19 protein-coding genes and 1 other annotated feature are annotated in these 19,064 nt (G+C 52.5%); of the genes, 16 read left to right on the forward strand and 3 right to left on the reverse strand.

Annotation, left to right across the window (positions count from 1 at the left end; translation table 11 throughout):
• Window positions 1-27 precede the first annotated feature (27 nt).
• The 7 genes from AR333_RS04775 (at window position 28) to obgE (ending at window position 6,009) form a co-directional block, all read left to right on the forward strand.
• Window positions 28-1,191 carry an Rne/Rng family ribonuclease gene (locus AR333_RS04775; RefSeq protein ID WP_068774152.1) on the forward strand — a complete coding sequence of 388 codons (1,164 nt, stop codon included), beginning with the start codon at window positions 28-30 and terminating at the stop codon, window positions 1,189-1,191.
• A 245-nt stretch (window positions 1,192-1,436) separates the two neighbouring features.
• Window positions 1,437-2,594, forward strand: coding sequence for an MFS transporter (locus AR333_RS04780; RefSeq protein ID WP_068774153.1), 1,158 nt, complete (start codon window positions 1,437-1,439; stop codon window positions 2,592-2,594).
• Window positions 2,595-2,650: 56 nt separating this feature from the next.
• Window positions 2,651-2,746: a sequence feature (ribosomal protein L21 leader region), on the forward strand.
• A gap of 13 nt (window positions 2,747-2,759) precedes the next feature.
• Entirely contained in the window at window positions 2,760-3,071 is a 312-nt protein-coding gene (gene rplU, locus AR333_RS04785; RefSeq protein ID WP_068774154.1) for a 50S ribosomal protein L21, read from the forward strand.
• Between the two features lie 12 nt (window positions 3,072-3,083).
• Window positions 3,084-3,431, forward strand: coding sequence for a ribosomal-processing cysteine protease Prp (locus AR333_RS04790; RefSeq protein ID WP_068774155.1), 348 nt, complete (start codon window positions 3,084-3,086; stop codon window positions 3,429-3,431).
• Window positions 3,432-3,436: 5 nt separating this feature from the next.
• Window positions 3,437-3,748, forward strand: a complete 312-nt coding sequence (gene rpmA, locus AR333_RS04795; protein WP_068774156.1) for a 50S ribosomal protein L27 — start codon at window positions 3,437-3,439, stop codon at window positions 3,746-3,748.
• A gap of 174 nt (window positions 3,749-3,922) precedes the next feature.
• Window positions 3,923-4,693: a Spo0B domain-containing protein gene (locus AR333_RS04800; RefSeq protein WP_068774157.1), complete on the forward strand. Its 771-nt coding sequence runs from the start codon at window positions 3,923-3,925 to the stop codon at window positions 4,691-4,693.
• Between the two features lie 5 nt (window positions 4,694-4,698).
• A complete protein-coding gene (obgE, locus tag AR333_RS04805; protein WP_068774158.1) occupies window positions 4,699-6,009 on the forward strand; it encodes a GTPase ObgE in 1,311 nt (436 codons plus the stop codon).
• Window positions 6,010-6,112: 103 nt separating this feature from the next.
• Here the strand turns inward: obgE and AR333_RS04810 are convergent, their stop codons facing one another.
• Window positions 6,113-7,483, reverse strand: a complete 1,371-nt coding sequence (locus AR333_RS04810) for an aldehyde dehydrogenase (RefSeq protein WP_253735721.1) — start codon at window positions 7,481-7,483, stop codon at window positions 6,113-6,115.
• Window positions 7,484-7,563: 80 nt separating this feature from the next.
• Complete coding sequence (locus tag AR333_RS04815; protein ID WP_068774159.1) at window positions 7,564-8,070, reverse strand: NUDIX domain-containing protein; 507 nt, start codon at window positions 8,068-8,070, stop codon at window positions 7,564-7,566.
• Window positions 8,071-8,317: 247 nt separating this feature from the next.
• Here AR333_RS04815 and AR333_RS04820 point away from each other — a divergent pair, with 247 nt between their 5' ends.
• The 7 genes from AR333_RS04820 to AR333_RS04850 all read left to right on the forward strand — a co-directional run bounded on the left by AR333_RS04820 (window position 8,318) and on the right by AR333_RS04850 (window position 16,849).
• Window positions 8,318-8,788 carry an ACT domain-containing protein gene (locus AR333_RS04820; RefSeq protein WP_084783504.1) on the forward strand — a complete coding sequence of 157 codons (471 nt, stop codon included), beginning with the start codon at window positions 8,318-8,320 and terminating at the stop codon, window positions 8,786-8,788.
• 50 nt (window positions 8,789-8,838) lie between these two features.
• Entirely contained in the window at window positions 8,839-10,125 is a 1,287-nt protein-coding gene (locus tag AR333_RS04825; RefSeq protein WP_068774161.1) for a homoserine dehydrogenase, read from the forward strand.
• A 128-nt stretch (window positions 10,126-10,253) separates the two neighbouring features.
• Window positions 10,254-11,324 carry a threonine synthase gene (gene thrC, locus AR333_RS04830; protein ID WP_068774162.1) on the forward strand — a complete coding sequence of 357 codons (1,071 nt, stop codon included), beginning with the start codon at window positions 10,254-10,256 and terminating at the stop codon, window positions 11,322-11,324.
• Window positions 11,324-12,286 carry a homoserine kinase gene (gene thrB / locus AR333_RS04835; protein ID WP_068774163.1) on the forward strand — a complete coding sequence of 321 codons (963 nt, stop codon included), beginning with the start codon at window positions 11,324-11,326 and terminating at the stop codon, window positions 12,284-12,286. The genes thrC and thrB overlap by 1 nt, the downstream gene beginning before the upstream one ends.
• 2 nt (window positions 12,287-12,288) lie before the next feature.
• Window positions 12,289-13,248 carry a prephenate dehydratase domain-containing protein gene (locus AR333_RS04840; protein WP_068774164.1) on the forward strand — a complete coding sequence of 320 codons (960 nt, stop codon included), beginning with the start codon at window positions 12,289-12,291 and terminating at the stop codon, window positions 13,246-13,248.
• Window positions 13,249-13,540: 292 nt separating this feature from the next.
• The gene (locus AR333_RS04845; RefSeq protein WP_068774165.1) at window positions 13,541-15,919 is read left to right on the forward strand and encodes a LysM peptidoglycan-binding domain-containing protein; all 2,379 of its coding nucleotides are present in this window, start codon (window positions 13,541-13,543) and stop codon (window positions 15,917-15,919) included.
• Window positions 15,920-16,171: 252 nt separating this feature from the next.
• A complete protein-coding gene (locus AR333_RS04850) occupies window positions 16,172-16,849 on the forward strand; it encodes a BofC C-terminal domain-containing protein (protein WP_068774166.1) in 678 nt (225 codons plus the stop codon).
• An 87-nt stretch (window positions 16,850-16,936) separates the two neighbouring features.
• On the opposite strand, the gene AR333_RS04855 is transcribed toward AR333_RS04850, so the two are convergent.
• Window positions 16,937-17,614 (reverse strand): hypothetical protein, encoded by a 678-nt coding sequence (locus tag AR333_RS04855; RefSeq protein WP_068774167.1) that lies wholly within the window; start codon window positions 17,612-17,614, stop codon window positions 16,937-16,939.
• 314 nt (window positions 17,615-17,928) lie between these two features.
• Here AR333_RS04855 and ruvC point away from each other — a divergent pair, with 314 nt between their 5' ends.
• Entirely contained in the window at window positions 17,929-18,432 is a 504-nt protein-coding gene (ruvC, locus tag AR333_RS04860; RefSeq protein WP_068774168.1) for a crossover junction endodeoxyribonuclease RuvC, read from the forward strand.
• A complete protein-coding gene (gene ruvA, locus AR333_RS04865) occupies window positions 18,429-19,055 on the forward strand; it encodes a Holliday junction branch migration protein RuvA (protein WP_068774169.1) in 627 nt (208 codons plus the stop codon). The genes ruvC and ruvA overlap by 4 nt, the downstream gene beginning before the upstream one ends.
• Window positions 19,056-19,064: the final 9 nt, after the last annotated feature.

The raw sequence follows: 19,064 nt of genomic DNA on the forward strand, positions 1-19,064 counted from the left end.
TGTACAATAATGATGGGGTGAAACATCATGAAACAATTGATTGTGAGCTGCGAATCGTCAACGATTCAAGCTGCGCTGCTCGAAGGACGCAAGCTCGTAGAATACGACGCTCAGCACCCGAGCGACACACAGCGTGCCGGGAGTATTTACCTGGGCCGGGTAGTTAACGTGCTGCCGGGAATGCAGGCCGCATTTGTGGATATCGGATTAACGAAGAATGCTTTTCTCTACATAGATGATGTACTGCCGGTTCATATGCAGAAACAGCCCAAAACGAAGCCGCCTATCGGAGATCTTCTGACTCCGGGTCAAAAGGTACTTGTTCAGGTCGTCAAAGAGCCGGAAGGAAGCAAAGGCGCCCGAATCACGACCCATTTCTCCATTCCGGGCCGCTGGCTGGTCTACATGCCGGGGGCCGGGTACACGGCCGTCTCGCGCAAAATCGAAGCGGACGATGAGAAGGCCCGGCTGAAGGCCGCGGCCGACAGCCTGCGGTTCGGCGAAGAAGGGCTCATTCTTCGCACGGTCTCCGAAGGACGCAGCGAAGAAGAGCTGCGCCGGGACCTGCTCGATCTGCGCGAAATCTGGGCGCTGGTCGAGCAGAGGGCCGCTTCGGCCGCAGCGCCGTCTTGCGTCTACCAGGATCTCGAGCTGCTGCCGCGCCTGGCGCGCGATGTCATCACTGATGACGTGCTCGAGATCCGGGTGAACGACGCGGCCGTCTGCGACGGACTGCGCGGGCTGCTGAAGCAGCGCAGTCCCGAGCTTGCGGCGCGTGTCCAGCTGGACGACGGCGCCGAGCCGCTGTTCGAGCGCTTCGGTATCACCGAAGAGCTCGCGCGTTCTATGCGCCGCAAGGTTTGGCTGCCAAGCGGCGGGTATCTCGTCATCGATCCGACGGAGGCGCTGACGGTGATCGATGTGAACACGGGGCGCTATACAGGGACTTCGTCCCTGGAGCAGACCGTGTTCCGCACGAACCTGGAAGCGGCCGCTGAGATTCCGCGGCTGCTCAGGCTCCGCAACCTGCGCGGCATTATCATTGTCGACTTCATCGACATGGAGCTGCCCTCGCACCGTGAGAGGGTGCTGGAAACCATGACGGAAGCGGTCAAGAAAGACCGCTCGAAGACCGTCCTGCTTGGCTGGACCAAGCTGGGCCTGCTGGAAATCACGCGCAAACGCAAATGACTCGGCCGAAGTACAACGTGCTGCGGAATCAAACTCTAGCCGCATGCCGCTGCTTCTGATAGATATTGCTCGCTGCATTCCTATGATTCTATATCAACATATGGACAAGAAAAACTCTGCCTGCGGGAAGGGTTTTTTTGCGGTCTGTGTTCCGGTGAAATAGGGCATACTGATACAACTATTTGAATAAATGTCATTCTCACGAGAAGAGACGCACCATGACATAAGGAAAGAAGAGAGAATGAATGAATCGTAAACTAATTATTCTGCTTGGGATGATCCTGGCTGCCGGTATTAGTCAAGGCATGATCCTGCCGCTGCTTTCCCTGCTGCTCGAGCAGCAGGGTGTATCGGCTCTGGCTAACAATATGCAGGCTGCAGTTCTATATATCGGGGCGATTTCGGTCGTTTTTGCAGGAGAACGCCTCATCGGCAAATACGGATACAAGCCGCTTATCGTTGCAGGCTTTATTATGGTCGCGGGAAGTACGCTTACGTTCACACTGGGGTACATGCCCATACTGTGGCTGCTGCTTCGGTTTTTGATCGGAGCGGGGGACAGCTTAATTCACTATTCTACCCAAACCTGGATGACTGCGATCAGTCCGCCCGACAAGCGGGGGCGTTACTTGTCCTGGTATGGATTAATGTACGGAGCGGGCTTTGCGATCGGGCCGTTGTTTATTAACCTTCTCGAATTCGGTCAGTGGGTTCCGTTTGCCGTCACCGGCGTGCTCCTTGCCCTGATCGGTTCCTCGCTTGTTTTTGTGACTAACGAGAAACCTCCGGTCCGGGACCGCACAGGTGCGCATGCCGTGAAATATCCGGCTGTTTACATGATGATTTGGCTCCCGCTTCTGGGTCCTATGCTGTACGGTATGATGGAAGCTGCGCTCAATGTGAGTTTTCCGATTTATGCGGCGGACAAAGGCATTTCTGTCGGCTGGATATCCATTATTCTGCCGTGCTTTGTGGCCGGGAGTCTGCTGTTTAATGTGCCGATCGGTATGTTGAGTGATAAAATCGGTCCCAATAAGATTATGATGGTTTGCTCCATTCTAGGCGGCTTTACTTTTATCGCGATCCCGTACTTGGCCGTCAATGAAATATCCCTGCTGATTTTTATCGCTTGCGCGGGAATTTTTGTCGGATCGTTCTTCTCGCTGGGCTTAGCCTATATCGCGGGGGTCTTGCCTCTTACTCTGCTGCCTGCGGGCAACGTCCTTGCTTCGCTTCATTTTGACGGCGGCAGTCTGGCCGGACCGGCTCTGAGCGGCCTGCTGATGGAATACGTATCGGGAGAGGCGTTGTTCTTTCTGTTAGGCGGGAGTCTGCTGCTGTTTGCAGTGGCGAGCTTCTTCTACCGGCGGCCCCGGCAAATTGATCTCGGAACAAATAAATAATAACCGTTGCAATTGGATATGCCTTTTGCTATAATATTTTGAGTGCGTTGCTTAGGCATGCGCTGTAACCGCACGGATCGGGTTTTACTAAGCACGCGCAGAGGTTCTGCCGATGCCGCGTCACCTGGATATTGGCGAGTCTGAGACATGAGGAGGTGCAACGAAATGTACGCAATTATTGAAACAGGCGGCAAGCAATACAAAGTACAACAAGGCGATGTTCTTTACATCGAGAAGTTGGAAGCTGGTGCTGGCGATGTGGTTAAATTTGACCGTGTTCTGGCTGTTTCCGGCGACAAAGGTCTCGTTCTGGGATCCCCAGTCGTGGAAGGTGCTACAGTTTCTGGTAAAGTTGAGAAACAAGGCAAAGGACGCAAAATCATCGTTTACAAGTACAAAGCGAAGAAGAACTACCGTCGTAAGCAAGGTCATCGTCAACCGTACACGAAAGTCGTAATCGAGAATATCGAAGCTTAAGAGGCCGACAAGATGATCCACGTTACGATTTTTAGACGGTCTCAAGAAGACCAAGCCATTGAAGCTTACCAAGTCGAAGGACATGCGGAATTCGACGTTCCCGGCAAAGACCTCGTCTGCGCCGCGGTATCGGCCATTACGGTCGGGACGGTCAACTCGGTGGAGTCGTTAACTGGTGTTGTTGCAGGGACGGAGATGGAGAAGGGCTGGCTTGATGTTATCCTGCCTCTTGATCTTGAACCGGGTTCAATGGCACAGGTGCAGCTGATTCTGGAATCGATGATCGTGATGCTTCAGACTATCGCAGTTAATTACAGTGAATATATAGCCATTCATACAACCTATAATGAAGGAGGTTGACATCTATGTTGAATTTGGATCTTCAGCTGTTCGCATCCAAGAAGGGTGTAGGTTCCACAAAGAACGGTCGTGACAGTATCGCAAAACGCCTTGGCGTTAAGCGTGCAGACGGTCAAACAGTTACTGCAGGCAGCATTCTCGTACGCCAACGCGGAACGAAAATTCACCCAGGTAACAATGTCGGCATCGGTTCCGATGACACATTGTTTGCTAAAGTGGAAGGCGTTGTGAAGTTCGAGCGTTGGGGACGTGATCGTAAGAAAGTTAGCGTATACCCACACGAAGTTGCTCCTGTAGCAGCTACTGTAGAAGCGTAAGAATAGATTCATGCATGTACAGCCCTGGCGACGTAATGTTTGCTGGGGCTTTCTTTCTTTTATCGGGCTCTTCAGATACATATGCGACTGTTTAGTCCGCTGCGCCGGATGAGTTTTGCGGCCGGAGATGGTATAATGTGCTAACGGAATGTTAGAAACGGAGCGTATGCGTAAATGAAGAACGGTACGTGGATGCTGGCGGGTTTAAGCCTGCTTGGATTGACAGTGCTGGCTGTTGTGCCGATGGCGGCCCTATACCGGCTTGCTCTGGCGGTAATGATAGCGGTATGCTGGATTGCTGTATGGACTTTACAGAAGCGCATGGCGGAGCTCGAAGCAGAGGAGAAGCGTCATCAGGAGAAACTGCTTGCCCAGCAGAAGATGCTTCATATGATTAATCATCTCCGTCACGATTGGATGAATGATATTCAGGTTTTGCTTGGGTATATCCAGTTGAAGAAATACGATCATCTCCATGCTGTCATGTCCAATATCATGGGGAAACTGCAGGATGAGAGTCACTTGGCCAAGCTGGGTGACCCGGCCTTGATTATGTTCCTGCTGTCATGCAGGACTGGCGCCAAGCATATGCAGCTTGAAGTCGAACTTGAGAAAGAAGTGAATCTCAGGCAGCTCAGCCTTAATGGTGAGGCCGTCTGCAGACTCATTCCCGAATTAATCGAAGGTTTCAAACAAGCTTCCGCAGGGGAAAATGAAGAAGGCAGTGTTCTGAATATGCAGATCGTTCCTGAAGAGGATTCACTGCTGCTCGATTTTGTTTATCAGGGAGTTTACGTCCGCAAAGAACTTCAAGCAGCACTGGAGCATGTGGTCCGCTCCGGAGCAGGCAGATCGGTCAACGCGGTTGTGGAACAAAGTGACTATCAGGAACAGGAGGCGGCCTTCGCCCTGCGGCTGCCTTACCAGACATCAGTTGAGGTGTGATGCACATGTTTGTAGATAAAGCGAAAATTTATGTCAAAGGCGGCGACGGCGGCGACGGATTGGTTGCGTTCAGGCGCGAGAAATATGTACCTGAAGGCGGTCCCGGCGGCGGTGACGGTGGAGATGGCGGCGACGTTATTTTCCGGGTCGATGAAGGTCTCCGTACCCTTGTTGATTTCCGTTATCAGAAGCACTTTAAAGCCAAGCGCGGCGAAAAAGGCCGCAATAAATGCCAGCATGGCGCTAATGCGGATGACATGGTCGTCCGTGTACCTCCAGGCACGCTTGTGGTTAATGACGATACACAAGAAATCATAGCGGATTTGACCCGTCACGGACAAGAAGTTGTCGTAGCCAAAGGCGGCCGTGGCGGCCGTGGTAACATGCGCTTCGCTACAGCGAAGAACACAGCTCCTGAAATCGCCGAGAACGGCGAAGAAGGTCAAGAACGCTGGGTTGTTCTAGAGCTTAAAGTGATGGCGGATGTTGGCCTGGTAGGCTTCCCGAGTGTGGGTAAATCGACACTGCTATCTGTCGTATCCGCTGCTACGCCTAAGATCGGAGCCTATCATTTCACAACGATTACTCCGAATCTGGGGGTAGTTGATCTGGGTGAAGGCCGGAACTTCGTCATGGCCGATTTACCCGGTCTGATCGAAGGCGCCAGCCAAGGCATAGGTCTGGGCCATGAGTTTCTGCGCCACGTCGAACGGACACGCATTATCGTGCACGTAGTAGATATGGCGGGAATCGAAGGCCGTGATCCTTATGATGACTGGATGAAAATCAACGAAGAAATAAAGCTCTATAATGCGAAGCTCGAAGATCGTCCACAAGTTATCGTTGCTAACAAAATGGATATCCCGGAAGCAGTGGAGAATTTGGCAGCATTCCGCGACCAGCTTGCTAAAGACGGTAAGACGGTCGAAATCTTCCCGCTGTCCGCTGTAACCCGTGAGGGTATTAAGCCGCTTCTGTACCGCGTTGCGGATATGCTCGATGCTATTCCGGACGCTCCGCTTATTGAAGAAGTCGAGCAGGTCGAAGAGCGCAAGGTGTATCGACTGGAGAAGAAGAAGTCGGAGTTCGAGAACGACTTTGTGATTCGGCGTGAGAATGACGTTTTTGTCGTAGAGAGTCCAAGTATCGAGAAATTGATGAAGCGGACGAATTTTACGACCGAAGAAAGCGTTATGCGCTTTGCACGTATTCTCCGAAATATGGGGATCGACAAGGCACTCCGTGACAAAGGCGCTGTTGACGGCCAGACGATCCGGTTGAACGATTATGAATTTGAGTTTGTCGAAAAATCCTAAAATAAAAGAAGATCCCCTGCCCGAAAGTAAAGCGGGCAGAGGATCTTCTTTTTTTGTTTTGCGAGCACATCCGGGCTGGGTTGCCCGAAATGCCCTCGGGAGGCTATTTATATACGCTTTTGAGACGTTTTAAAGCGTTCTTTGCATTGGGATAACGGAATGGAAGGTCGAAGCGGCTCGTTTGTTTCAGCACGCTTTTACGGTGAGAGAAGGCATCGAAGCTCCCTTTGCCGTGGTACCCGCCCATTCCGCTTTCACCCACACCGCCGAAAGGCAGGTAAGGACTCACAATGTGCATAATGGTGTCATTGATGCAGCCTCCGCCGAATGAGACGGAATCGATAACACGCTGCTGCACGTTCTCCGATTCGGAGAAAACATAGAGGGCCAGTGGCTTGGGCCGCGCATTGATTTCCCGGATGGCTTCGCCCAGATCCCCGTATGAAAGGATGGGCAGAATGGGACCGAAGATTTCCTCCTGCATGACAGGTTCGTCCCAATGTACGGCGTCCAGGAAGGTAGGCGCAATCCGGTGGGCGTTCTCGTCCGTTTGTCCGCCATAAATAAGGTGCCCGGACTTCATCAGTCCCTGGAGACGGTTGAAGTGCTTCTCGTTAATGATCTTCGCATAGCCGCTGTCCGCTGCCAGCGGGTCCTTGAAAAAGTCAGCAACGAACACTTTCATTTGCTCGACCAGCTGCTCCTTTACACTTTCGTGTACATATAAGTAGTCCGGTGCGATACAGGTCTGGCCTGCGTTGAGGAACTTGCCCCAGACGATTCGTTTGGCCGCATGCTTCAGATTTGCATCCTCATGAACGATACAGGGGCTTTTGCCGCCGAGTTCAAGAGTAACGGGAGTCAGATGCTTAGCGGCGGCTTCCATCACAATACGCCCGACATTTACACTGCCGGTAAAGAAGATTTTATCAAAATCAACGGCAAGCAGCTCGTTGCTGGTCTCGACTCCGCCCTCTGCGACGGCAATATAGTGGTCGTCGAAAGTCCCGGACAATAGGCGGGCAAGAAGCGCGGAAGTATGCGGTGCCAGCTCGGAAGGTTTCAAGATTGCGCAGTTTCCTGCTGATATCGCTCCGATCAGCGGCGCCAGTGCCAACTGAAACGGATAGTTCCACGGTGCAATAATAAGGGTGACGCCATATGGCTCGGCATAAATCCGGCTTTTGGAACCAAAATGCGTAATGGGTGTGCGGACACGCTGCGGTTTGCTCCAGCGGCGGAGATTTTTGCTCACATGATTAATTTCTTCCAATAAGATTCCGATTTCCGTTGCAAAAGCCTCAAAATCGGATTTGCCGAGATCAAGCCGGAGCGCCTCAATAATAGAGGCTTCACTGGTTTTGATCATGTCTTTCAGTTTACTGAGCTGATCCAGGCGGTAATGAAGCGGCTTGGTGGCGCCCGTTTCGAAGAAGAGACGCTGTCTGCCATGAAGAGTTGAAACGCTTAACAAATGAATCCCTTCCTTTCTGGGAGCAACAGGCATTAGCATGGATGTACTCGCTTCTATATAAGATATTTCCGCAAACAGGACTAAACAAGATTGGGGTCAAGCAGTGGAGTCCAGCTTACCGAGGGGTCTCCGTTCTTGTCCCTTGTTGAAGTTCCGACCCAGGGGTGAGGGGTATCCCCATGGACTAAATAATGGTCGAGTGCAAACTGGAAAATAAAAGGGAGGTTGCGGTTCATGATTTCATGGTGCGGAATCCAGTGAAGATCTCCTTCAGCCGTTGTAATCCTTGGAGTTATATCGGTCTGTCCGACATAAATAAACTGCTGCCGGATCTCTTGTTCTTTTAACCGCATCAGAATGTATTGTAAGCGCAAACCGGATATCTCATGCCCGGCAATACCGGTTTCTTCTTCAATTTCCCGCAAGCATGCTGCACGGGGCAGGGCCATTTCGCAGGCCTCCAGATGTCCGCCCACCGCAGCCCACATACCTGGTGAGAGCGTGCGGTTCATGGATCTTTTCATCATCAGCAGGTCGCCCCGGGAATTGAAAAGCAGCGCGGCCGATATCAATCTCAGAGTAATCATCTTGACGTACGCCTCCCTTGCTGAATTTAGCTTACCATACGGTTGAAAAGGTGCGCAAACAGCTGGGTGGAGCGGATATTGGGCATTGCCGTTCCATGAAAACCCATTCTTGTACCCAGCCCATTTTGAATATCGCGCACAACTTGTTTCCCTGTACGGGTATTTTCCTATTGCCGAAATTTGACGACATGAAGTATAATGTCCTCTATAGAAGAACATACGTCTTTCTGGAAAGGACGGACTTTCTGTGGAGCCTAAACAGACATATATTAGCGAGTCCGGCTTTTATCTCGTCAATGAGCAGATTTTACCGGAAGGCATTCTCAAAACCGTACAGGCCAAAGAACTGCTGGCGCGGGGAGAAGTAAGGACCATTCACGAAGCGGTCGAACAAGTAGGGCTGAGCCGGAGTGCTTTCTATAAGTATAAAGATGGCGTCTTTCCTCTTAATAAGCTCGATAAGGAACGGATTGTGACGATCTCTATGGATTTGGAGCACCGTTCGGGCATTTTGTCGAAAGTGCTGGGCCTGATTGCGGGGCAGGAAGGCAATGTGCTGACGATCAATCAGAGTATTCCGCTTCAGGGCATGGCTAACGTGGTGATTTCAGTCGAAACTTCGCTAATGGGTGATAAAGCCAAAGAACTGCTTACACTGATTGAAACGCAAGACGGGGTCAAAAGAGCCGCTGTTATCGGGCAAGGAAGTTCAATGTAACCAACGGAATTTGTGAAAAATCAGACGGCATACAGGAGGCAGGATACAGGATGAAACCGATTAAAATAGGATTATTGGGGCTAGGAACGGTAGGTACAGGTGTCGTTAGAATTGTCGAAGGGCACAGCGAGGATTTGGAAAGACAGACAGGCTCTCCGATTATCGTAGAAAAAGTGCTGGTTCAGGATGTCAGCAAGCTGCGTTCCGTACCGATTGACCCGGATAAAATGACGGATCAGCCGGATGATATCATCCGCAATCCGGAGATTGACGTTGTCGTCGAAGTGATGGGCGGCGTGGAGCAGACGAAGGGTTACATTCTGGAAGCTCTGGAGCAGGGCAAGCATGTGGTCACGGCCAATAAGGATCTGATGGCTTTGCATGGCCCCGAAATTCTGGCAAAAGCGGCTGAAAAAGGCTGCGATGTATTCTATGAAGCAAGCGTGGCCGGCGGAATCCCGATTATTCGTACGCTGATCGAAGGCTTCTCCTCCGACCGCATTACGAAGATCATGGGGATTGTGAACGGAACGACCAATTATATTCTGAGCAAGATGAGCCAGGAAGGTGCGGCTTATGCGGATGTACTCAAAGAAGCGCAAGGACTCGGCTATGCGGAGTCGGACCCTACGTCCGACGTGGAAGGACTGGATGCGGCGCGCAAGATGACCATCTTGTCTACACTGGGCTTCCATTCGGAAGTTGCACTCGCCGATGTCAAGGTACGCGGCATCTCCAAAGTGAGCAAGGAAGATATCCAGTACGGCAAAAAACTCGGTTACGAGGTTAAGCTGCTGGGAATTGCGGAGCGCAATGACGATCATATCTCCGTATCCGTCGAACCTACCATGGTCAAAACCTCACATCCGCTTGCTTCTGTCAACGGCGTGTTTAATGCGGTTTATGTGTACGGGGAAGCGGTCGGCGAGACGATGTTCTACGGACCCGGCGCAGGCGAGATGCCTACGGCGACTTCCATCGTAGCGGATCTGGTTGCGGTGGTGCGCAACATGAACCTGGGCGTGAACGGGCAGCGCGGCTCAGCGCCGTACCGGGTGAAGAAGCTGGCGGCAGCCGAGCAGATTTCTTCGAAATATTTTGTTCTTCTCCATGTGGAGGATAAGGCGGGCGTTCTGGCGCAGATCACCCAAATTTTCGCCAAGCATGAAGTGAGTCTGGAGTCGGTCTTCCAGCATCCCAATGAGACGAATCCTAAAGCGGAAATCATCATTATCACACATGATGCCAATCAGGCCAGGATGAATGACGTACTCGCTGAGTTCGACCGCCTGGATGTCATCCAGACTATCAAAAGCGTCTACCGGGTAGAAGGCTGACAGGAACCGGATCACGGAGATCCCGCTTCTGCTGCGGGACTCCTTTGCTGACAGCATGTCAGGAGCATGGATAGAATCGGAACCGAATCAACGTAATTTAACTATTTAGAAAAGAGGCCGTAACGAATATGAGATATATGGGCTTGCTGCATCAATATAAATCGTACCTGCCGATCACAGATCAGACTCCGATGCTTACACTGCACGAAGGGAATACACCGCTAATCCGTGCGGAAAAATTGTCCGAGGAGCTGGGACTTGACCTGTATGTCAAATACGAAGGTCTGAACCCGACGGGATCTTTTAAAGACCGCGGCATGGTAATGGCTGTCGCCAAAGCAATGGAGGAAGGCAGCAACACCATTATGTGCGCGTCTACAGGTAACACCTCGGCAGCCGCAGCCGCATATGCTGCACGCGGGGGATTAAACTGCATCGTGCTGATTCCGAACAACAATATTGCGCTGGGCAAACTTGCCCAAGCTATCATTTACGGCGCGAAAGTCATCGCCATTGAAGGAAACTTCGACCGTGCGCTTGAGATTGTCCGTGAAATTACGGCCAAGCAGCCGATTACACTCGTGAATTCCGTGAATCCGTACCGGATTGAAGGACAGAAGACGGCCGCTTTTGAAGTATGCGACCAGCTCGGCCATGCGCCGGATTACCTGGCTATCCCGGTAGGGAATGCGGGTAACATCACCGCTTACTGGAAAGGCTTCAAGGAATATCAGGCGGCAGGCAAATCCGCATCCCTGCCCAAAATGATCGGCTTCGAAGCAGAAGGCGCCATGGCGATCGTCAAAGGCGAACCGATCCTCAATCCGGAGACGGTTGCGACGGCCATCCGCATCGGCAATCCGGCCAGCTGGAGCGGAGCGGTTAACGCGGCGAACGAGTCCGGCGGGCAGATTAATTACGTCACGGACGAAGAAATTCTGTCTGCTTACCGGAAGCTGGCTTCGCTAGAAGGGATCTTCGCTGAACCGGCTTCCGCGGCATCGCTGGCTGGCGTCATCAAGCTGAAGAAGGAAGGCCACTTCCAGAAGGGCCAATCGGTCGTCTGCGTGCTGACGGGCAACGGCCTCAAGGACCCTCACAATGCGATTCAAAGCGTGAAAGGGGATCCTTTCGTTGTCGAGGATTCGGAAGCTGCGGTTATGGATGCCATCCGCCGGCTTGAGCAGGTGGGCAGCTAATGCCGGCGGGTGCTGTTCGCGTCCGCGTACCGGCAAGTACGGCTAATCTGGGTCCGGGATTTGATGCGCTGGGGATGGCGCTCAATTTGTACGCCCGGATTGAGATGGCTGCTGCGGAGCAGACACAAATCGAGCTGCTCGGCACCAACATGCAGGGAATTCCGACCGACAAGACCAATTTGATCTACAAAGTCGCCCGTATGCTTTACGATGAAGCGGGTATAAGCATGCCGGAGCTGAGCATCCGCATGGACAGCGAGATTCCGCTGACGCGCGGACTCGGCAGCAGCGCTTCGGCCATTGTCGGCGCACTGGCAGCCGCCAATGCGCTGAGCGGCGCCGCTCTCCCGCCGGAGGAGCTTTTCCGCCTCGCGTCCAGCCTGGAGAAGCATCCGGACAACGTGGGCGCGTCGTTGTTCGGCGGCATCATCGCCGCCTATTGGGACGGCAACGAGGCGAAGCATGTCCGGATCGAGCCGCACGAGCGGCTGGAGGCGCTGGTCGCCGTACCGGCGTTCCAGCTCTCCACGGAGCATGCGCGGGGCGTGCTGCCTTCCGAGGTGCCGATGAAGGATGCCGTCTACAACATCGGCCACACGGCTGTGCTGGTGGCTGCGCTGGCCGCAGGTGATCTCGGTATGATCCGTCATGCCATGAAGGACGCATTGCACCAGCCGTATCGCGCGGCCCTGGTGCCCGGCATGGAGAAGGTGCTGCGCGAAGCCGCCGATCACGGCGCGCTGGGTGCGGCGCTGAGCGGAGCGGGACCGACGCTGATCGCGTTTGCAGACGGTCAGGAAGGCCGTAAGGAGGAACTGGAGACATTCCTCCGGGAGACTTTCCTTGCAGAGGGAATCGAAGCCGATACACGGTGGCTGAAGCCGTCGGGAGAAGGAGTTCGAGTCTGGACGATGCAGGGCGGAGAACCCGCTTTCGAACAATTCGCGGAAGGAGCGGAATAGCCATGCGGAAGAAGCGTATCGCTATGTTGGGGCCGGGAACGTTCTCGGAGGAGAGCGTTCACCATTTTCTGGGCACAGCCGATTACGAGTATGTACCTTTCAAGCTGATTTCGGATGTATTCCTGGCTACAGCTTCGGGTGAGACAGACTACAGCGTAATACCGATTGAGAATACGATTGAGGGTTCCGTTACCCTGCATATTGATTGGCTGGTTCATGAAGTAGACCTGCCGATGCGTGCGGAGTGGGTCTATCCGATTGATATGAACCTGATCGGTTTGCCGTCGATCACTGCTGAAGCCTCCGTGTCTTCCAATGAAACACGACTGGAAAGACTGGAGAGCGGGGAGCTGAAGCTGGTTCCTCCGGCCTCATGGTCGAAGATAACCAAAGTATTCTCCCATACGGTCGCTCTGGCCCAGTGCCGCAGATTTCTGCGTACTTATCTGCCGCAGGCTGAGATCGAGCTGATGGGCTCCAATGGCGAAAGCGTCCGTCTCGTCCGGGAACTGGGCGATCCGAACGTGGTAGCCATCGGAACGATGAATGCGGCGGGCATGTATGAAATGGGTGTCCTGGCTTCCCAAATTCAGGACAACCCGGACAACTCGACCCGTTTTATTCTAATCGGCCGGGACGAAATCGAATTCGCTTCCGCCGGGAAGATGAAAACAACTATACTGGTCACGCCTCCCGACGATTATCCGGGCGCTCTCCACCAAGCGCTGTCTGCTTTTGCATGGCGCCGGATTAACTTGTCACGTCTGGAGTCTCGTCCGACGAAGCGTAAACTGGGCAAGTATTATTTTTATATGGATGTAGAGGGCTCTAAGGATTCTGTACTGGTCCGTGCCGCTTTTGAAGAGATAGAAGCAATCGGTTGTCAAGTCCGTGTACTGGGCTGTTATCCAAGTTATAACTATGAGGTCCAGCGCCAGGAGGGAATTTCCTCTCTATCCTAGGAGTACATCTGCATGGATGGCTTTAGCGTATACAAATAAAGGCGAAAAACAGAGCTGAAATCGTTCTTAGCCGAATAAGATAAAAGTTAGGCCCGTTATCCTGGGAGATATATTCCATGGCAGCGGGCTTTTCCACGTTCCTTCCTTGCATGCTGCTGCGCCTGTCCGCAGGGGGCCCCGAAAGTTTTTTTGTTCAACGGGGATGTCAAATGCCCAGGGGCGCGCATAAGATGTAATGTTCATTCGGATTGGGGAAGACCGAAACGTACTTAGAAGAAGGAGGTAACACCCGTTGAAAATCCATATGGTCAAGAAGGGGGATTCCCTGTATAAAATCGCCGAAAAATACAAAGTTGATCTGCAGAAACTGATCGAAGCGAATCCCCAAATTGCCAATCCTGAAGTTATCCAGGTCGGTGACAAGGTGAAAATTCCGAGTGTACCGACGAAACCGCAGCATCCCGTACCGGAGCATGCGGTCAAGCACATTGTCCAGCAAGGCGATACACTTTGGAAGCTGTCCAAGGCATGGGGCATACCGCTCAAGGAAATCATCGAGGCGAATGCCCAGTTGAAGAATCCGAGTGTGCTGATGACGGGAGAAATTGTGTATATCCCCAAAAAGGGACAAAACACGGGGCATCCAGGTCAAACAGGCGGAACAGGCAGCATAGGCAGCTCGGAAGGGAGTCATACAGGCACGGGAGGCGGCGGTAATATTCCAGGCAAGAAAAACACCGCTCCGCTAACTCCGGCCGCTCCGGCGCCTGCTCCGGAACCCGAGCAAGTCGAGACACCTCCGCAGCCTGAGAAAGAAGAAGCGGAATTGGTCATTCCGCTTCCGGAAGTAAAGCTTGAGGTGCAAATGGAGTTGGAGCCTGCACCGGCACCTCAGCCTCCGGTGCAGCCGCTTCCGCCCGTTCAGCCTGAGGTGCCTCAGTATCAGCTGCCTCAGATTGAGCTGCCTCCTATGCAGCTCCCTCAAATTCCTGCGGCCCCTCAGCAGCAGATTTATGTGCCGGTAGAGAAGGAGGAGCCTTGTCCTCCTCCATATGTCACTTATTCGCATTACGAGCAGAATGTTCAGATTCAGCAAGTCTCGGAAGGCTGTGAAGAATCTCTGCCTATGATCGAGCCTTGCCCTCCGTATGCGCCATTCCCGTCACCCGCATTTGTTGGAGGAGCCCATGCATATGGACACGGACAACATCATGTTATGCACCCGTGGCAGGGGCATGAGCCTTCGTCCGGAGGCCACTTCGGGAAACACGAACACGATCCTTGCTGCCAGGAAACCGCTGTACCTTATGGGGCATTTGCTGCGCATGGCAGCTGGGGAGAGGGACCCATGCCTCCATATCCGGAAGTGGAGATTCCGGAAGCAGTGTCTTACCAGTTCCAAGAAGGCGGGAATCTGGAACAACATCCGTCGGGCGGTCAGCCTTCACAGCCGTGGTACGGTTCCCAGCAGGGTCTGCATGGGATAGGTACAGGTGCGCCAGAAGTGAATCTCAGCACTCCTTATACGACCGGAGAATCCTTCAACGTGCCGCAGCAGCCATGCGCTGTGCCGCAGCATGCAGAGCAGGCGTATAGCGCGCCGCAGTTATTCGTGCAAGCGCCGTACGGGCAAGGGGCGGTAGAGCAGTCGTATGGCGCGCCGCAGTCATTCGCGCAAGCGCCGTACGGGCAAGGGCCGGTAGAGCAGGCGTATAGCGCGCCGCAGTCATTCGCGCAAGCGCCGTACGGGCAAGGGCCGGTAGAGCAGGCTTATGGCGCGCCGCAGCCATTCGCGCAAGCGCCGTACGGGCAAGTGCACGCAGAGCAGGCGTATGGCGCGCCACAGCCATTCGCGCAAGCGCCGTACGGGCAAGGGCCGGTAGAGCAGGCGTATAGCGCGCCGCAGTCATTCGCGCAAGCGCCGTACGGGCAAATGCACGCAGAGCAGTCGTATGGCGCGCCGCAGCCATTCGCCCAAGCGCCATACGGCCAAGTGCACGCAGAGCAGTCGTATAGCGCGCCACAGTCATATGCACCGACACCGTACGGTCAAGCGCATGCAGAGCAGCCGCCCAGCCTGCAGCAGCCTTTCATTCAGACACCGCACGCCCAGCCGCCCTTCCCTCATACGGCGGGGAAGAAGGACTGCGGCTGCGGTTGCGGCGGGGCCAAGAAAGCACAAGCATGGCAGGGGAACGCGCCCTTTCCGGTCCAACAGCCGGGCCCTGGCTTTCAGCAGGTCTCAACCCAACAGCTGACGCCCTTCACTACTTACGGCCAGCCGGATTGGCAGTCTATATGCCCGCCAGCGGCACCGGGGCCTTATGGCATGATGCAGCCGCACGAGGCTGTACATCCATATGCGCCATACCCGCAGCCGGCATATCCTGTCATGATGGATCGTGAAGGTGAGGAAGCAGCCGAGAGGCTGAATTCGCTTGCCGAAGCAGGCGAGGGTGCAGAGAATGCGGAAGCCCGTCTTCACTTGATCGAGAATGAAGGAGAAGGTGTAGAGGCGGAGGCTTCGGGATCAGCCGGGAAAAATGCGAAAATTAAAGGTTCGAAAAAAGCGAAGCCTGCGAGAACGACTATGCGTGCGGTTGTCCGCAAATCCGTAAAAAAAGCGGATAAAGCCGAAACCGGCATTAACTTGCCCTGGATGAACGTGTAATTCACGTTGATACCACGATGGCTTCGTGTGTCAGATCTTGATGGGATCGGAAGATCCCGCGAGCTGTTTGAATTCCCTGCACGCTATCCGTCAACGGAAGCGAGCGGGGACTTTTTTTGTGGCATTTCCCTCTTTTTCCTGCCGGATTCCGTTTATACAACGGGCTGCAGCGAATGCAGATGGCAATACATGTATAAGCCTATTTTTCCCGGGAAACAATAAGGAAAACCGAGGATAGAAGGGGATGCCGTAATGGTTTACAACCTGCTCAAGCAGCTGAAGAAAAAACTCCGTCTTAAGCGTAAACGGCTGATTTTTAGCGCCTTTTTATTGCTGGCTGGAACTGCATGTTATCTGGTTCTTTACGATTCCCCCCTAACGACTTATAGAGAAGCAAGCGTACCGGTGCGGTCTGTATTCACGCCTGAAATAGACAATGCTTTAAAAGAAGAGCAGGAGCATGTGCTCCAGCTGATCGAAACGGAGGGGGGAAAACGTCCCGCCTTTATTCAGCGGACTTATGTATGCGGGGAGGAGCAGGAGGAGCTGGGGTTGAAGACGGCTCAAGAAATCGCAGACATTCACCGGGCGCATCCGGGCTGGGCTGTGAATCTGGACTCCAGCGGCACCGTATTTTTTACGCAGCATATTGACGATCTCTCTCCTAAATGTAAGCAAAATGCGTACTTTGGATTGGATGAAAGCGGGAATCTGTCCCTGTTCGACGGCCTTCCGGCCGACGATAAAGTCATTCGGACGTTCTTCCAGCTGAATATCGAATACCTGGAAAGCAGTCTGCCGCAGGAAACAGTCAAACAACTTCACGAAGGAATCCGGGTATCGGACGTTGCTGAATTTAACAGCGTTCTATCCACTTTCAGTGATTATGCCATTCAAGAGAGCGAGAAAGTCATATCGCCTAAATATTAACCCGGGAAGCCGGAACACATTAATTCGTATAAAATCCACAAAACAAAGCAAGCTGGCAAACTCCGTGAGGAATGGTCAGCTTGTTTGTCATTTCAGGGAATACCGGTCATCCTTGACTGTCACATAATCTGTTAAGGCTTCTTGATACAATTTCTCTTTGTGAGTTTCCAAGGCTTGAGAGAACGTTTCCTGCTGATTAGCATCGGTAATTTGGGGCAGTGTTTTATTATCTATCCACTTTTTGATGAGCTTTTGGTTAATGAGAAGTTCCTGGTACTGTTTAGGAGCTATTTCGTTCCAATATTTTTCTTCCGATACACCATAAGTGTCGATAAATTGTTTCTGCAAGGCTTGAACATCGGCCGGCTGCTGCGAGAGGAGTTGTTTGAGTCTTTCTGCCTCTTGTTTCCCTTCTTCTAAACTTACCGTTATTTGCTGTTTCTTTGCTTCTACTAAGATAATCTTCTCTATTATTATTTCTTTAAGCAAAAGATTTTCATCTATGCCATCTGTTAGTTGCTGCCCCGACATTGAAGCTGCTGATTTTTTTATGGCTTTATAATTCTCTAAATCTAGTTTTGAAATCGTATAATCTCCAACTTGCACGAGAGGTCCGGAAGTTTCTTTTTTATTATGAGCAAGCTGTGTTTTTAATCCGCTTAAGACCGGATCAGGTTTTACACCGCCATAGGCTATGGAGCCCGCTGCTGCACAAGCTGCAAGGACAAGTGTAAGTGAGAGTACCCGTATTCTTTTTCTGTTCACCTGCTTCTCAACCCCTATTCGATATTTATAAACAACGGAGCGGGAGCGACATGGATGCTATCAAAACCAAAGAAAATTGAGCATCTCATTTCTTTTGAATATAACATAAAAGGTAAAATATGTATATTGGAACAGGCGCACTAAGTGTTTTATTTGGCAGTAAGCGCATGGCACGCATATGTACCAGGCTCCAGCGGGCTTCATTCAATCCCTCAAAAAATTGCCGATATCCCTTTGCCTCTGAATTTGCTATAATAAAAATTGATACATATGTTCGCTTTTTAAAACGGGCATGCGATGGGAGAGATTACGTTTTGCGCATACTTGGGATCGATCCGGGGATTGCTATTGTCGGTTTTGGCTTCATTGATAAAATCGGCAGCAAACTGACCCCTGTTCAATACGGCTGCATCCAGACGGAAGCCCATACAGATCCGGGGCTGCGTCTTAAGCAGGTTTATGATGCGACATGCCAGCTTTTAGACAAATACAAGCCCGATGCTATGGGGATAGAGAAGCTGTTTTTTAACCGCAATGTCACGACGGCTTTTACGGTCGGTCAAGCAAGGGGAGTTGTCATACTTGCGGCTGTACAGCGGGGGATTCCTGTAGGCGAATATACGCCTCTTCAGGTTAAACAGGCTGTGGTAGGCTATGGGAAGGCGGAGAAAATCCAGGTGCAGGAGATGGTGCGGATGTTTCTCAAATTATCGGCTATCCCCAAACCGGATGACGTGGCGGATGCGCTCGCAGTTGCGATTTGTCACGCACATTCTTCTACCCTCCAAGATAAAATAAAAGAGGTTACAAAACGATGATAGATTTCCTAAGAGGCAAGATAGCGGCACGCGAGCCGGAATATGTGGTTGTAGACGTTCATGGCGTAGGGTACCGGGTATTCTGCTCGAATCCTTATGTCTTTGGAACAAAAGAAGATATAGACGTAACGCTGTATACGCACTATCATGTGCGTGAAGACGCTCATTTGCTGTTCGGTTTCCCCACCCGGGAAGAACAGGTATTGTTCCGGCAGTTGATCGACGTGAGCGGAATCGGCCCCAAAGTAGCGCTCGGCATCTTAGCCGGCGGCAAACCCGAAACGGTCGTCGCGGCTATCCAGCAGGAGAATATTGCTTTCCTGACGAAGCTTCCCGGCATTGGCAAGAAGACGGCCCAGCGCCTTATTTTTGATCTCAAAGAAAAGCTCGGCAAGCTGACGGTCACCGACCATGATCTGGCGGTTTCCTTCGGGTTGATCGATCCTCAGGATGAGGCTGGTGCGCAGGGCGTATGGGGCGAAGTCAAACAAGGTCTGCTCGCGCTCGGCTATACGGATGCGGAAGCAGATCGTGCATGGGCCCGGATTCAGCCCAAAATCAAAGATTCGGATCCTGCCGATGTGATTATGAAACAAGCTCTGCAGGCGCTGTTTCAACTGTAGGCTCTGAGG

Origin of the sequence: Paenibacillus sp. FJAT-26967 (assembly GCF_001541095.1) — a bacterium.
GTDB lineage: Bacteria > Bacillota > Bacilli > Paenibacillales > NBRC-103111 > Paenibacillus_F.